The 16,227-nt window shown below is 43.2% G+C and carries 8 protein-coding genes; 2 read left to right on the top strand and 6 right to left on the bottom strand.

Translation table 11 applies throughout. The features are described 5' to 3' along the window. Positions 1-58 precede the first annotated feature (58 nt). Positions 59-1,351 carry a glycosyltransferase gene (locus ACM0OZ_RS26585; RefSeq protein WP_414585827.1) on the bottom strand — a complete coding sequence of 431 codons (1,293 nt, stop codon included), beginning with the start codon at positions 1,349-1,351 and terminating at the stop codon, positions 59-61. Between the two features lie 394 nt (positions 1,352-1,745). Here ACM0OZ_RS26585 and ACM0OZ_RS26590 point away from each other — a divergent pair, with 394 nt between their 5' ends. Both ACM0OZ_RS26590 and ACM0OZ_RS26595 read left to right on the top strand, forming a co-directional pair. Beyond that, complete coding sequence (locus ACM0OZ_RS26590; RefSeq protein WP_414585829.1) at positions 1,746-3,281, top strand: FAD-binding oxidoreductase; 1,536 nt, start codon at positions 1,746-1,748, stop codon at positions 3,279-3,281. Between the two features lie 231 nt (positions 3,282-3,512). Next, positions 3,513-3,761, top strand: a complete 249-nt coding sequence (locus ACM0OZ_RS26595) for a hypothetical protein (RefSeq protein WP_414585830.1) — start codon at positions 3,513-3,515, stop codon at positions 3,759-3,761. Positions 3,762-3,806: 45 nt separating this feature from the next. Here the strand turns inward: ACM0OZ_RS26595 and ACM0OZ_RS26600 are convergent, their stop codons facing one another. From ACM0OZ_RS26600 to ACM0OZ_RS26620, 5 genes are all read right to left on the bottom strand, one after another. Then, on the bottom strand, positions 3,807-5,813 hold the full coding sequence (locus ACM0OZ_RS26600; RefSeq protein WP_414585831.1) for a hypothetical protein: 2,007 nt from the start codon (positions 5,811-5,813) through the stop codon (positions 3,807-3,809). Positions 5,814-6,138: 325 nt separating this feature from the next. Continuing rightward, complete coding sequence (locus ACM0OZ_RS26605) at positions 6,139-9,948, bottom strand: hypothetical protein (protein WP_414585832.1); 3,810 nt, start codon at positions 9,946-9,948, stop codon at positions 6,139-6,141. Between the two features lie 193 nt (positions 9,949-10,141). Beyond that, positions 10,142-12,385: a hypothetical protein gene (locus ACM0OZ_RS26610; RefSeq protein WP_414585833.1), complete on the bottom strand. Its 2,244-nt coding sequence runs from the start codon at positions 12,383-12,385 to the stop codon at positions 10,142-10,144. A 40-nt stretch (positions 12,386-12,425) separates the two neighbouring features. After that, positions 12,426-15,311 (bottom strand): DUF6603 domain-containing protein, encoded by a 2,886-nt coding sequence (locus tag ACM0OZ_RS26615; protein WP_414585834.1) that lies wholly within the window; start codon positions 15,309-15,311, stop codon positions 12,426-12,428. Positions 15,312-15,564: 253 nt separating this feature from the next. After that, complete coding sequence (locus tag ACM0OZ_RS26620) at positions 15,565-15,801, bottom strand: hypothetical protein (protein ID WP_414585835.1); 237 nt, start codon at positions 15,799-15,801, stop codon at positions 15,565-15,567. Between the last annotated feature and the right edge of the window lie 426 nt (positions 15,802-16,227).

Consider the following 16,227-nt stretch of genomic DNA (forward strand, 5'->3'; position numbering starts at 1 on the left):
TGTATTTGAAAATTGCAGCAAATGAAAGCACCCATTTCTTTTATAGTAGCACTATGTACTACGACAAACTTATGTATTCTGAAGGTACTGATGCTTTTGGTAATTGGTTGTATAACTGTGAATCAGTGCTCACGAGTTGCTGATAAATTTCTACTAACTCATCGTTAAGTCTGTTTATATCGTAATGTTCTTCTACATAAACACGACCTGATCTGCCCATTTGTTCCCAGACTTCTGGATGCTCAATGAAATAATCTACCTTTTCGGCTATTGCATCTACATCACGTTCTGGAACAAGAAAACCAGAGATACCATCTTCTACCAATTCAGGAATACCACCGTGTAGAGTTCCTATAACTGGTAAACCCATCGCCATCGCTTCTTTTAACGTGTTGACAGGAGCGTCTTGATTTCCATCTTCAGCGGTTACACTTGGGGCGATAAATAGATGAGCCTTATCCAGAATTTCAATAATTTCTTTCTGGTTTTTCCAGCCAAGCAGCTTGACTTGATCAGCAACATTGAGTTCCGAAATCACCTGCTGCAACTGTTCTTTCAAATGTCCATCACCTATGATATTGTACTGAATATTCTGGTGAAGTCTTGCCACTTTTGCAACGGCACGAATAGCATATTCTATGCCTTTCTTTTCAACCAGACGCCCTGTTGTTACAATGCGAATGCCATCAGGATGGGGATAACGTGGCTTATAGGTAAACCGACTACAATCTATTCCAGAACCGTGAACGACAATTTTTTTTTCGTCACAACCTAACTTAATGGCTCGCTGTCTAAAAAACTCACAATTGGCTAGAAAGAAATCTCCTTTGACAAATAAGTCATCATACACATTTTCTCCGCAAGCTTTCACATACCAGCTGATATCATAACCTCGAAACGAAGTTATCAATTTTCCTTTGATGGCACCAACATCTCGTAAAATCATCCCTTCGATGCCATACATCCCAAATTGACAGTGAATAATATCGTATGGTTGAGACTTTAATAAAGGTATGACTGAGTAAAGCAACCTCATGGAAGCGGCTCGTTTTCCATACTTGAAAAAGTTAAGAGATTGCAGTAAAACCAAAGGTGCTTGATGAAAATTGGTAGATATGAATGCTAACCCTTTGAGAAAGCGCAAGAAGTAATTTTTGGGAATTTCGGGTATGTAGTAGGTACGGTCAAGAAGTTGATATTTTTCCACATCAGGATGAACCTTAGAAGTATCATCAGGCTTACAGCCATAAATGTGAACTTCATGTCCACGCACAAGCAAACCTGTTATCTGGTTGAGAATGAATGTCTCAGATAATACAGGAAATGGTCCTAGTATAAAGGCGATTCTCATAAAAAATGTTACAGCATACTAGCTGTTTCAGTGCTTTTATTGATTTTCAGTAATTTTCTACTACTAAGCTAAAACTTATACCAACATAATCATTTTTTTTTCTATCGGCAACAGCACAGAGGCTATTTACAATATCTTTAAATTAAGAAGATTTATGTTAAGCTTGTGTAAAAAACAATAAAAGTCTGGATAGAAGCAAGTTTTGCATATCTTGAAAAACAAGGTAAACTCTGTTTGATATCGTTCATAACTCCCTATTCGAGAAAATACTTATTGACATTCGATACATCTACCTTGATACACAAGTTATTAAAATTTAGTATTGATTTTACCAAGGAACTTTCATCAGTACCATTCAAAATTAAAAATAATTACTCTCGTAGAATTTACCGTCATGTCCCTAACTGAAAATGTTCTTTCGCAATTACCAGGCGATGTTTTGGGAGGGTTGCGTCAAAGCGATCGCCTCTTAGCATCACTTAAAGAAGGTACCGCATCAGTGCCAATGGTAGTGAAAGAAACTCAGCAACCTTTAGGTAGTGTAGATTGGGACGTTGTGATTTGCGGCGGGACATTAGGGATTTTACTTGGTTGCGCCTTGGCTGTGAAGGGAGTGCGAGTCGCGTTAATGGAACGGGGTATTTTGCGTGGGAGAGAACAAGAATGGAATATTTCCCGCAAAGAATTACAAGTTTTTTTGGAATTAAATTTACTGAGTGATGCAGAATTAGAGCAGGCGATCGCCACAAAATACAATCCTGCAAGAGTCAGCTTTTTTGGTGGTGCAGAAGTTTGGGTAAGCGATGTTCTCAATATTGGTGTCGATCCAGTTTATTTGCTGGAAACTTTAAAGCAGCGATTTCTTGCATCTGGCGGAAAGTTGTTTGAAAACACTCCATTTACAGAAGCAGTTGTTCATCCTGATGGAGTGATGGTAAACCAATTCAAAACCAGATTGTTAATTGATGCAATGGGACATCTTTCTCCCATAACACGACAAGCACGTCAGGGACAAAAACCAGACGCGCTTTGTTTAGTTGTGGGAACTTGTGCTCAAGGTTTTTCGGAAAACGATACAGGCGACTTATTGTTATCATTCACACCCGTGCAAAATCAGTGCCAGTACTTTTGGGAAGCTTTTCCAGCAAGGGATGGCAGAACGACTTATATGTTTACTTACATGGATACCCATCCGCAACGCTTGGGTTTAGAAGCTCTTTTCGAGGATTATCTGCGCTTGATGAGCGAATATCAAGGCGTGGAGTTAAACCAACTGACATTTAAACGAGCGCTGTTTGGGTTTTTTCCCTCGTATCGTCATCCGCTGAAGACACCTTGGAGTCGCATTTTACCTGTAGGAGATAGCAGTGGGAGTCAATCTCCCTTAAGTTTTGGTGGTTTTGGCGCGATGGTGCGTCACTTGCAGCGTTTAACATTTGGTGTTCACGAGGCGTTGCAAACAGATCAGTTATCTACAAAAGCACTAGCACTACTGCAACCATATCAACCGAGTTTAGCTGTGACTTGGCTATTCCAAAAAGCAATGAGTGTTGATCTAAATCAAGAAATTGATCCAAATCAAATTAACCAACTGTTGTCTGCGGTGTTTCAACAAATGCAACAACTCGGTGAACCTGTACTCAAACCATTTTTGCAAGATGTGGTGCAGTTTCCAGCACTAACGCAAACTCTGATAAAAACTGGCTTAACACATCCAGGATTAGTTGCCAAAGTGATTCCACAAGTCGGTTTAGGAACTTTACTCGATTGGATGGTGCATTACGGAAATTTAGGGATTTATTCTATTTTATTTTGGCTTAGTCAAATGCTAGAACCGTGGATGAAAAATTTGCCTAATGTACCCAAATACTATTGGAATCGCTTAGTTGACGCTTGGAAGTATGGTTCTGGGAGTGATTATTCTGATTGATGATTTTACACTCATAAGTAAGTAGGTGAGAAAAAATCAAACTATGTAAAGAAAAGTAAAGCTTGAAAACTAGTTCGTAGTAAGCGCTTTAGCGCTAAAGCGCTTACTACATACCTTTAATTATTTACACCGACCTACTTACGCGATGGGGGGAATTTCAATGTTTTTAAACGCAGAGGAACACAGAGGTAAACGCAAAGGGACGCTGAGCCTTCTCAAGTTGGCTTCCAAGTGCCTGAAATATTCCTTGATTGTCATATTCGCCTTTGCGATCGCCTGCATTTGGAACGAAAAGTCGAACGGCGTTTTTTGAGGCGCTTAAGGCGCTGGCGGAATGGAGCGATCGCCAGCTGTACCGTTCCACTCACAAAACCTTATGGGACACAAATGCAAGTTGAATTGGAAAATGAGCAAATGTGTCCCAACCGCAAAGCAAATGCAGTTAATCAGCGATCGCATTCGTGGCGACTGTTGGGTTGAGGAACGAAACCCAAAATCTGAGCATGATGTTGGGTTTCACTACCATTAACTGCTCGTTTCCGGTGTCAAGTGACAGTAGCTATCATCTTGATAAAATTTCTCATATTCAGTGGTTAATAATTCATAACTGTTGTTGTCCCATTGGTTTAACCATAGGCCAGCCCATCGTACATCGTCATTGTCAAGCTTGAATATGGTTATCTCTGACCAAAATAAAATATTTCCCCCCCATTTATACCTATCCTCATCCCACTCCTCATCGAACGGAGAAAGAATTTTTAAAGACAAGTTTGGATATTCAACATATTCAACTTCATAGCGCTCTACAAATATTATAGGGGACGACCAGGATCTGCTTGAAAAAAGTTTTTTATACCGTTCATTCTCAAACCCTGTTGAAATGAAGTCAATGTACTCTTCGCTAAAGTAGTATATATTCGTTACCAACTCTCCTGTCTCTAAAATATATGTACTTGGAGTTGCTGAGTTTTCGCTCGGCTTAATTATGCTCCACGAAGGGTACAGGTGGAAACCTTCTATTCGTTGAAGTACTTCATTTTTCGCGCTTGTATCTGACTGCTCTAATCGGTGCTTTACTTCGCCACTATCAAGGAATTCTAGCGTGTGTGTCCACTGACGACTGATATTTGGACCTATAGTATGAAAGTTATTAACCTTAAGAGATGTTTGAAACAGGGAATGCTGTTTAATTAGCGTTCCTAACGTTTCATAGAGCGATTTGACTTTTACCGACAGTTCATTGAATTCTGGTTGTCGGCTCTTGTCGTACTGGTAGGCCTTCAGAGAATAAGTAATATTCATTTCCGTATCACTGTAGGGAGGTATCAGCTTGCTGTAGGGAGGTATCAGCTCGTGTTCAGTTTTAGATGAGACATCAATTGGATGTGAGTTGAGTTCTCCTTTATCAGCCCGAAGTTCTATCTTAGAAGCTGCAAATACCTTCCAGCTAAAAGTGATTGGCTGTTTAGCCAAAAGATTTTGATTACTTACCTTAAACTCAATGATTTGAGTGTAAGGTTGTTCTTTTTCAATCGTAGTGGCAAAGTAGCCGTCTTTGTAATTGGGAATATCGAAATAGCTCAGGTACATCTTACTAACGCCTGCTATACTATTCCCCTTAATATCCTCAAGCACAAAATAAACCGTTTCATTTTTATTTAAAACGTTGCTGCCTTTCGGAGTTAAAGTCCAGATGGGAACTCCTCCCGCCGGAGATTTGGTCACTTCCCAACGATTGTTAGCAGAGCTTGAGACAAATTTCAGCTCGATATCGGCTAAATCTGTGTTATCTGTCAATCCATCACCAATACTTGCTAAATCCCTGGCATCATCTCCTCCTTGAAAAGAAAGTTGAAGTTTAGTATTACTTCCTTTAGCAATAGCTTCAGCTACCTCATTAGCTAGATAAAACTTCAAGCGAGTTTTGATGATAGAATCATTGGTTTCATTAATGTAAACCACGTCATCTGCCTTCTCTGGCACTAACAACTGAGTCCCATCGTCACTAACGTTCCAATCGTCAAGTTTCTGAAAATTACAATTGACAGAGTTATTTAAGAAAGGAAGTCCAGGAGTATTAGGAAGTTTGCACAGTTGCACGGGCAAGCTTTTTTGCTTACTCCTTCTTTCCTCTTTAATCTTGTAGGTCAGTTTTAAGGTTTCGGTACTGGGTTGCACGGTTTCTGGAAAAGCAACCTTACTTAAACTAAACTCAATGGTTCTTCCCGAAGATAAAGGAATTTCTTGAGAGGGTTTGAGTTGCCAAGCTTTATTGCTACTGCTATAAGTTGCTGTCCAATGACTCGGACAAGTAATTTGTATGTTAGGAATAATGTCATCCGGAAGAACTTTTGCTAGCAATAGCTCAATTCCAACTCCATTGCTTGTAAAAGTAGCCGTCTCATCGCCATCATTCTCTACCTTCAGCTTGAGCAAATTTTTGCTTTCGTCTGGGGTGATATAAATAATCGCTTTTCCTTCAGCGCCGCTGTAGTTGTTGACGAGGGTAAAATCGAGGGATGGTTTAGACATGGTAGAATTCTCCTTTTAACTGAAAATAAACAAAATTGACCTTGAAAAACTTGAAAAACTGGATTTAATATCATGTTCGGCTAATTAGTTATGATTCCCACGTTGACTGCACCCCACCCCGCCAAAGCTGCGCTTAGGCTCCCCTCCCCGCCGGCGGTGAGTCCAGCGCTGCAGGCGGGTTTCCCGCCGTAGGCGACTGGCGTAAGCGCAAAGCGCAGGCTTCGCCAACGCGTAGCGTGCCGAAGGCATACCCGGAGGGGGAGGGGATAAAGGGGTGGGGTTCTTCAGGAATGATAAGTAATCAACCGAACCTGATATAAGACGGTCATTGAGAAGTCTCAATCCGGCTGAGTCGCAACCACCCTTCTCGCAAGGTTTGAGGATTGTAAGAAACAGCCTTTGGCGTATCGACTCTGGCAATGTCTGTAACTGTGCGCCACCGATCATGGTCTTGTTCAACCCACGACCAAACCAACTCTTTTTGATTTTCTTGGGGAATGGGGAGAGCGAGTTCGGTCAAACGGCTGAGAATGGGAGCGGTTAAAAAATTAGCTTCTATGCTCTTGAGAGCTTGTGTATAGAAAGCAGTCGGCAGGGCGATCGCTTCTGTGGGTAAAATAGCAGTGGTCGCATGAACCTTAGCTCTGGGATCGATTAACAGCGTCAAAATCTGGCTAGCGTCTTGGGGAGCGCTAGACAGGAGCAAGGTGTCTTGAGCAGGAGGAGTGATGTCTGCATGGGAACCATCTGCCGCCGCTGCATAAAAGCGATCGTAGTTATTGCCGATAAAATAACCAATCAAGCCGTCATTGATGTCAGTTAAATTCCCCAAATGGACGGGAAATTGAACCGCTTCAAAATTGGCAGTGCTGCGAGCAAGCCATCCTTGTGCATTGCTCTGCTCGATCCAAGCAGGGTCATCAAGCTCCCACAATTTTTCGGCAACTTGCCTAAATTCAGACCAGCTTTGATTGACCGGTGGTAACCCTTGCAAGTCTAACTTGAGGGAGGTGCGTACCAGCGCCAGGGGGCGATCAATCATGACCGAGACGCTAGAGTCATTGCGCGCACTTTGGGGCAATACTAGAGTTAAGGTGCGGTCAATTGTCTGGAGGAGGGAATCGAGAAAACCTGCTTGTTTTTGGTTAATTTTCAGAATAAAATCCCGCAGATAAGGGTTTTCATTCGCAAGTACCGTTTCAATCGATTGATCCCAAGTTTCCGCGTTACCGGGAGCAGTTTGCCAAATAATGCGACTTTCATCGCCACTTAGATTAAGCGAACCCAAAAGCTTTGCTTGACTAGAGTATATCATTAAACTGTTGTCGAGGCGGTTAAACATGATCCAACCGCAGACGGGACTGCCATCGGCTTCGCTATAGATTTCTTGATTTTCGCTTTCCGCGAGAAGCCAGCGAAATAGCAGTCGGCTAGGAGGAACCAGTCGCGGAGAGAGGGAGATGAAGTTACGATTCTGTAAGCCTCTAACTTTCGGTACTAAGCTTTCAGCAATAATCGGGTTATTAACGTTACCCACCTCCAGCATCCGACCAAACGTATCAATTAAGATCAGGCGTGACAAGCTCAGGTATCCGGCGCGAATCGGGCTATAGTCAGAGTGGGGTAGACCTGCCAAGTCACCACAGGTATCGACAGCCTCCCGTACATCAAGAGCAAAGTCTTTGTCATCTTCAAAACCCCAAAGCGGGTCGCTCACTGGAAATTGCAAGGTTTGCTCGCGGGCGATCAAGGTTTGGTTAAATCCACTCAAGCTTTGGCAGAGCAGGTTACTGTTCTTAACTTGTTGCTGAAGCTCCCTTAAACGCTGTTCCATCTCGCTGTCGTCGGGTAAATACTCTAGATACTCGTCGATTTGCTGTTTGAGGTCGATGGTTGCTCCAGCAGACAAGAGCGTTATTCCTTCATAAGTATCCGAAGACTGATAACTTTCGTGTTTGGGAATCAAATCGAGGTTATCGGCGTCAAGCTGATAATTTCGCTTGATAAAATCAACGTCATAATTGGGATGATCGGGTTCGAGTTTAGTCAGGGGTCGGTTGTCAACCTCCCACTTCAAAAGCATGGGAATCCAGAGATTATCGCTCCAGTTAGCGATCGCAATTTCGTGGGCGGGAATTTGTTGCTCGTCTAGGGAAGCAGTAGAGACCCCACCTGCTTCGGCGACTAAAGCAGCGAGCGCGCTAAAATTAGGCAAAGCGGTTTGAGTCGCTAGCGTTGGTTTAGAGAAGGATAAGATGGCGCTAGTCAAGCGACATTCAAGATAACCATCTGCTCGCAGACGACCATCTTCTCCATAACGGGGTGGAGGAGCGACGGCTGGTCCCGACAACAAAATTAGGGGTTCATTAGGTTGCCAATATCCGGGACCAGGGGTTTCTTGTAATTTATACTGGGAAAATTCTGGTTTTTGTAATTCCGTTTCCAGGTTGGTTTTGTACTGGGCAATTTCCCCGTTCAAGCGGTCTAGGGTTGCTAGTTTCTGGTTGAGATAGTCAATTCGCAGGTCGTCAACGTACTCAGACCAATCATTGATTTGGAAATCGATTAAGTCTATCACTTTTTCAATCGCATCCTCATCGTTATCAAGCCAATCCGCCAATAGCCCTTCGCTTGGAAGAAAGTGTTCCGTGCGAGTGAAGTATTGATATTTATGCCAATCTATATAAATTTGTTGACGTAACGAACGAATTTCTTCGTTTAGCTCATCAGCTTGCCATTGGCGAGTATTTAATTCCCTCAGAAGTGTTGATAGGGTTTCATCGATAATGACGGCGGTTTGTGGGGTTTGAGAATCACTATCTATTTCTTGTTCTTTGATGGCGATTTCCCAGACTAACCCGCCTCGATCAGCGCTAAAGTGGTTTCGATGAATTGTGTGCTTGACTTGCGCCAGCCCACCTGGTTGTTCTAGAGTATCTAAAACCCCCATTTGCAGGGCGTTGAGTAGAGGTTCGAGTGCTGGCTGGGCTAAGTTCTTGGCTAATAAAGCAGAGATGGCTTCAGGGGTATTGTTGGCAACAACCACTTGAGTGTCAGCCGTGAGGCTGTCTTGCGGGAAGTAGGCTTTGCTGGTATCCCAGAGAATTCCCTTGACAATACCACTGTATAAACTATATCCGGGTTTGTTTGTTCCATCGGGAGAATAGCACCATTTTAAAGCTTCGCAATAGGCGATCGCTTCCCCTTCTTGCAGCTTTAATTTCGCCTTGAGATATTTGCCATAAGCTTCCCGATAAGCTGCTATAGCTACCTCAGTTCGCTGCATCGGTTCTGGAGGCGGAGCAAGCTCAAAAGAGTGCTTCCGCAGAGGATCGTCGTTGACGTCGCTAAACCAGCCCACCACGTGATAACTTAATTGATGGTTCGCTGGGTCGTAATCCGCTGCGGCGATTTTCTCAGCACTATCGTAAAAGCCGAAAACATTGCAACAGTTAGGATAAAAAGAAGCAAACGTTAGCTCACCATAGCCGACAGCCGTAAACTGATAAGCCGTAATCAGCTTACAAGTCGCTTCTAACTTTGGATTAGTATAGGTGCGTTCCTTGCCCACATATTCCTGTCCCGTTCCTTCGCGCCAATTTTCATAGTCAAAGACTTTACCTAAGTAGCGAAATGACTGGAGGCGACCATAGTCCCCGTTACTGAGGTCTGCATCTTCGGGATAGACGGGAACGGTTACCTTAGAGAGGTCAATTTCTGGGTTGGGGTCGTCCTTGCTGAGATGATCGCTTTCAATTACCCAAGATTGGTGAGAAATAACTTGACTGTTGTCTCTTTTTGTGCTAATTATTCGCGTGACTAACCAGCGATTGGGAACGAGGGGAAAATCAGTCTGGCCGGTTTGTTCGTTATGAATTCCTGCCGTTAGGGCATCGGGTAAAGCCCAGTGTAGGTGTATCCCGACCGGAAGTTGGGTTGTCGTTTCCCCCAAAACGCTGGCACTGATATAAGGGCCTGTGTTAACAATATCGTCTTCGTTATACTCTTCGTTGGGATAGTAGGGGACTCGGGAAAAGTTTGCCTTCTCTGCGAGAACACTCTCGTTCCGGTCGGGTTCGCCAACACATAAGGCGACCACATCCATCGGAATTACCAGTCCTAAATCGCTTGCCATTTCAATTGCTCCTCATGACTAAGAAGTATGTGGACAAAATTAAGCTCATGGTGGGCATTGCATATCAAAAGCTTGTAACCTTTGTCAAACAACAGTTTTAGGCAATGCCCAACGCCAGATGCTTCAAGCCGGGAAACCCGTCCAACGCACTGGCTCCCCTACTGATATGTTTCATTTACTTATGTCCATTTACTTATTTATTGAAAAAACTGACCTGTTGTACCCCGTCCACCATTTCCAAAGCCAACTCGGCTGAGGTAAAGTTGGGCAAGGTAAATTCTTTTTTGATGCGAGTGGCCAATTCTTGAATATCGACGACTTGTTTATTTCCTGTGCGGAAAGGAACGTCTACCCGCTTTCCGGGTATGGACTCTCCTAAAGTATCTTGGTCTAGAGAACGCAGGAGTTTAGTATAGTTAGAATGCTCAGAGTCGGGAACGTCTACGCCAAAGTGCAATCCTTCTGGGGGTTGGTGGATTCTGACCTGTTTGACTAAACCGTTAAACAAGCAAAGCATAACATTGGGAGCAATTCGCTCAAACCGTAAAAGCTTGAGGGAGGGAACGTTACCCGTCTCCTCCGTATCATAGCCCTCTACTTCTAGCCCAGGATAATGACTAACGACAGCAGAATGCAACAGAAAACCAGAAACCACATTACTAGGAGAAGCTGCTCGCGGAATGGGTCGCTTCAAGCGCCGGAAGCGTTCCTGGTAAGCAGCAATGGCAGCACTTTCTTGAAAATAACCTAACAAAGACCGGTCTTGTTCTAGATTGCCTTGCGTCGATCGCCCGATGCTAAAAGCACCATCAGTCAGGCAATTAATCCAGTCGAGGTCTACTTGAAAGAAGCGCAATGTTTCTGGAGGTAACATCCGCTCGTCGGGAACTAAATAAGGATAAGGAACGCCGTGAAGTAATCGCAACCTTCCCAACCAAGTTTTTACCTTTTCTGGCAGTTCCGTGCGGGGAGTCGTTTCTGTAGTGCGAAAGCTCGTTCTCTTAGCTCGACTCAAGAGATCCTCAAAATTGAGGGTGGGCAGAGGTTGAGGCGGCTGTGTTGCCGTCGTGCGCCCAGCCACGGAGGTTGAATCAAATAGCGTATTGGCTTGTGCCAACAAATTCAAAAGATTACCAACTCCAACCCGTGTCGAACTTCCATTGAGCGAACGCAAAGAGCGACCTAAACCTCCCTCAATAATCTCTTGTTCGGCTTGCTTGATGTCATCGATTTGAGTGTTGTGTTTCCAATCGAATAGTGCCAAGGCAAATTCTTGGTCTTGCAACGCTAGTAAACGCCCTAACTGCCAAGCGGCGGCGTAAGATTCATCGAACATCCCAGTTTCGGGATTGTAACGGACTAAAGCATCGGCAGCCGGGACGGGGAGTGCAATCGTTTTTTCCTTTCCATAGGGAATGAGAGGTCCGCGATACCAAGAAACGGTTTTGTCTCCCAAGCGGGACTGGTGATTCAGAGCAACGTAGCCCATTTTTAGGGCATTTTCAATCGCTTTATCTTCAGCCGTTCCATTGGAAATTGGTTGGGAGGGCAGTAAAAGCGTGTTGGGCTGATCGAGCTGTACAGTTTTCTCTAGTAGGTCTTTAAAGTCTGCTTTCTCTTCTTTGGCGATAAATTGCCAACTTTTAAGAGAAACTAAACGGATGTATTGCGTGCCTGCGGGGATTTGTTGCCCCGATCCTGGCAAATAATCTTTCATTCCCGCCAGACAAACCAGATGGGCGACGGTATGCTCACTCTGGGGCAACCGATTGGCAATGACGACTGAATATTCACCCGACACGTTTTCCGGATCAGTGCTTTTTTTATCAACTTCAACGATCCGAGCATGGGCGAGGTGACATAAATCTTCCGCCGTCGGGGCGATCGCTGTAAATAAATCGACGGGAATGTCAATCGTGACAACGGGGGTTTCAGGAGTTTCTCCGGGTTGGAAGGTTAAATTTTTATAAGAGCAAACGCCCGCTTCAGGAGACTGAATTTCACTGAGCTTGCGAACTCGTGGGTTTGGTGGGGGGTCGTTGGCAGCAAAGACTAATACTGCTAGCCAAGTAGGAACGCTACCACTCGCATCAGGACTTTGAGGGGTATTCTCGATTGTCCATTTCCAGGGTAGGCTCTTTTTGGTCAGTACGATGTGGGGAAGGACATCGCTATGCTCTCCCTCAGTGCGATCGGGGGGAAATACCGCTTTGATATCTTCAGGTAACAGGGCGAATCGCTCGCCCTTAACATAAAAGGTCTGGCTAGTCGAGTAGGTTTCAGACGCATCTGAGACTAGAGCAGAAGAACTGTTAATCTCGATCTGCTGCTCTAAGCGAGCAGTGTATCTTCCGACTTGAAGAGTGGGAGTAAATCGTTCGACAAAAGTAATTTTGCCTGAGAGTAAAATTCTGGGGGTAATTGGCAACTGAGTCATGGTTCAAACTCACAGTTCAAAAATAATGACTAAGGTTAATTTAATGTCCCAACGAACAGAGAACGGGGGAAGCCAGAAGATAATCGTCAGCATCTTTTACCAATTGAGTGACATCCACCTCGACCTCAACCTCAGGCTGTTGACGGCGCAGGGCTTCTATTAAGCTGCGTCGTTTAGCTTTTACTCCACAATTGTTCAGGGTTTGCTGCATCTGCTCTATTGCTCCATTGGGAGCAAAGGAATCCTGTGCTATTTCAGGTACTGACCACTCAAATTCTGCATCTGCCCGTTCAGTATTAAACTGCAACGTGTAGATATCCGCAGGTCCGACTTGTTGTCCTCCAGGCGATGGCTTAGTCTTAATCGTGAAGCCAACCAGGGTATCTTGGATTAAAGAAGTTGGGCTATTCAAGTTGGGTTGTTGCCATCCCTCCGTAGGATTAGGATTCCACAAAGCTTTAGGAGAGTTAGTAATGATCGGTTCGAGGTCAAATCGGTTGCGATCGTTTGGGTCATCACTTTCGATAACGATTTTGTGAGCAGAGTTAAAATTGTCAGCCCCAGCACCACAAGGTCCTACCCCAAAGTCATTTGTCCAGTTTTCTGAAAGCTGTTGGTTCTCAAAAAATGCTGTTTTAGCCGGAATATTGGTCTGAGTGACAAAAACTAGGGAAGCGGGATCGACAATGTAGTTAATGCCATCGTTATTATCTTGCTCGCTTAAATCTTCATTATCTTGCTCGCTTAAATGTTCAAGCAACCCTTCGACAACTTGGATGCTGACAACTAAAGGCTCGTTCGATGCCTGACTGAGTAAGTTCGATGGCTGACTGGGTAAGAAAGAATCCACAAACTCAGACCAAGGAATAGGGGGTAAGCCTGTTGGCTCGTCTGCTCCAAAAGAAATGCTGAAGGAAATACCGATAATTTTAAAGGTTGCAGTTCCCCCAAAGGACGGTCCCCACAAATGAAGCCTGACACCGAGGGAAACCGAAACCGTTATGTAGCCAAATAAAGCCCAGAAGGTATAAGAAGCCCCCAAGCTAATTCCAACTTCAATATCGTAACGAAATGGTTTCCAGGACAGCAAGAAATTAGCGTAAGCCGTAAACCACGCCTTCAAGCCACCACTGCGATAGGTCGCTGATAGTTCTCCTCCTGCCATAATCGCTGAAGGAGTTAGGGCAAAGTAGATACCCCCTTTAAGACTTAACGCTGAGCCTATCTGCCAAGTAAAGCCAAGTCGCTCTTCATTGGGATAGTGAGATGGCTTGGAATAGCGAGGATGATAGCCTCCTAAGGTCATCACAAAATCCCCAGCGTGTTCTCCCGCAAACCACAGATAAAAAGAATATCCTCCATGTATGCGGCAATTAGGGTCAAAGATATAGGACGCATCTGTCAATCGCGTCCGTACTGCCATAAGTCCAGTGGCTGTAGAGAAACTGAGTTGCGTCGCTAATTGAGCGAAAACGATCGGGTTGTTGGCCGTTTTAGGGACTTTTAGCTCGGCGATTCCCATTAAAGCTAATTCTAAATCTTCTCCCCACTTGATGGTCAGCAGACCAAACCCTTCAATTAGCTTATAAGCCGTGAATTGAATTCCCGCCGCTAGCCAGTAGGTATCCGCTTTGGGAATGATACGGGTGTCAAGCTTTGCTAAGCCAGCCGATGGTCGAGAAGACCCAAAAACATCACCTCCCATTGCTGCTGCAACAAACGGAAATTGTTGAATCAATCCAACATCCGGCAACTTCAAATCAAAGTTATAGCCCAATCCTGCTGCTAAGCCCTTGATGTCAACTATTTTTGTCACGCGAATTTTGGGGAAACCGACTAAGACAAAGATAAATAGACCAAAACCTCCCTCCTTATTAAGTTCTGCGTAGGCTCCTAAACCTGTCAGAGAATATTGGCTTGCCAGAGAAATTGAAACTTTTCCAGCATACAATTCCCCGGCTTCCTTCTCTGTATGTAAAAAGGTGCCACTAATGGTTAAAGTCTTTGTTTTCAGTGCCACCCCAAGACCTTCAAGAGTAATCCCATTTGTCTCAGGTTCGTTAAAGGGAATTGCAATGATCAATCTATAAAGGTCTATGATAAAACCAGACACATCGACAACGATTTCGGGAATCAGCTTGAGAGAGCCTTGCGTATCGAGTTCAAAAGTAAGGGTAAGGAAGTGAAAAGAACCAAATCGTTGATTGACTTGAATAACGCCCTTAATTTCAATATCTAATTCACTCTGACTTTCGTTACTGACTAAGGCTGCTGCGCTATAGACTCCAGGCGCTTGATTTTTGACCAAAATCGGAAAAGTATATTCTTTTTCTCCTATGCGAAAACTCGCATTGAGAGTAAGTCCCGGTCTCACGTTATCTCCTAAAAATCTAGGATATTTTTTTTCAATCCGATCAATAGGAAGGAGAGGTTCAGACGCAATGACTAAACTAATTTTATTAATTTCTAAAGGACTAATAATGCTGCCAAGCAAAGGAATACCTGACAAGTCGATCGCATTGGGAAGATTCACCTCAATGCCTAGTATAGTTCCCCAATTTTGTCCCTCAATATCTGATTCGGTTTTTCCTAAACAAATAATAACATTTGGTTTTTCAGGAGATGAACCTATCTCAAGGACTACGTTCCTTTTCTTAGAATGAATGGTAATTGAAACGTGTTTTATTTCAACCGTTAAACCGTTTAAAGTTGGAGGCGGGGAGTTGATAGTGGCTGCTAAAGCAATGTCTTTAAGAATAGTTGACACAGAGGTCTGTCGATTTAACTGACCAGCATAGGTCTGGTCTTGACCTTGTTGACTACAATCAATAGTTAACAACTCATCTTTTACGAGGAATTCGACCGTAAAAGAGTTCTCAAAAGATTGGTCTTTTAGGAGTTTATCTTTAATCTCGTTTAAGTCCATACACTTTTCCGTAGAAAGGATTTAGGCGTTGCATAAATGCGGGATGAATCAGTGAAACACAGGTACTTCCCTATACTTGAAATAGTGAAGTAACAATCGAATTGAATATTTAAGCATATCTATTGACTTGGAATGGTTTGATGACGACCGAGAAAGCGAAACGGCTGGTATTCCCCTTCATCTTTGTTAGCAATCTGAAAAATGTTGGTGGTTACTTCTGGTTCTTCTCCTTCGGGGTAAAGATAATAGCTTTCTACGACCCATTGCTTTGAAAAGTACCATTTTTCAAACAAGCGATCGCCCAACGATTAGGAACGTTAGGAAATGTTATTCCTTCTTCTGTAGACTCACGTGTTGTCAGCCCATCTGGCAAAGCCCAATGGAGGTAAACCCTTGCATTGAGGGTAAAGTTGAGGCTTTCAAAAGGAGGAGACAGTACCGTATTACTGATATAAGCCGCTTCAGTATTTTGCGTTATTTCGCCATCCAATTATCAATCCATATGCTTGTTATTTAGCAGGTTTTAACTTTCCGAATACATTATTGCATAAAGTTTCAAGAATAGGAATATCACAGAAAATTACTATATTTTTTTCCATAAAATTAAATGATCATATTATTATATAAAAAAATTTATATTATTTTTTACTAATTTTTACCATAAAATTACAGTGTGTTATTTTGCTAATTCACACAGTTTATTTAAGCGTATAAACAATATATGAATAGTATTCATAACATTTATAGTAGTGGCTATATCTTGTTAGCATTTATGTTTCAGAATAAAATTAGAGTAATAATTTATACTTTAACATATTTAGTTATAAAACAGTTAAACAGATAGTTAGGTAAATAAATTAGAAGACAGTTAAGACAGTTAAGACAGTTAAGACAGTTAAGACAGTTAAGACAGTTA

The sequence above is a fragment of the Scytonema sp. PCC 10023 genome, assembly GCF_963920835.1.
In the GTDB taxonomy this organism is placed as follows: domain Bacteria; phylum Cyanobacteriota; class Cyanobacteriia; order Cyanobacteriales; family Nostocaceae; genus Kalymmatonema.

Bases quoted from the DNA above. Each gene is read 5' to 3' on its own strand.
- ACM0OZ_RS26585 (WP_414585827.1), bottom strand. From the start codon at position 1,351: ATGAGAATCGCCTTTATACTAGGACCATTTCCTGTATTATCTGAGACA.
- ACM0OZ_RS26590 (WP_414585829.1), top strand. From the start codon at position 1,746: ATGTCCCTAACTGAAAATGTTCTTTCGCAATTACCAGGCGATGTTTTG.
- ACM0OZ_RS26600 (WP_414585831.1), bottom strand. From the start codon at position 5,813: ATGTCTAAACCATCCCTCGATTTTACCCTCGTCAACAACTACAGCGGC.
- ACM0OZ_RS26605 (WP_414585832.1), bottom strand. From the start codon at position 9,948: ATGGCAAGCGATTTAGGACTGGTAATTCCGATGGATGTGGTCGCCTTA.
- ACM0OZ_RS26610 (WP_414585833.1), bottom strand. From the start codon at position 12,385: ATGACTCAGTTGCCAATTACCCCCAGAATTTTACTCTCAGGCAAAATT.
- ACM0OZ_RS26615 (WP_414585834.1), bottom strand. From the start codon at position 15,311: ATGGACTTAAACGAGATTAAAGATAAACTCCTAAAAGACCAATCTTTT.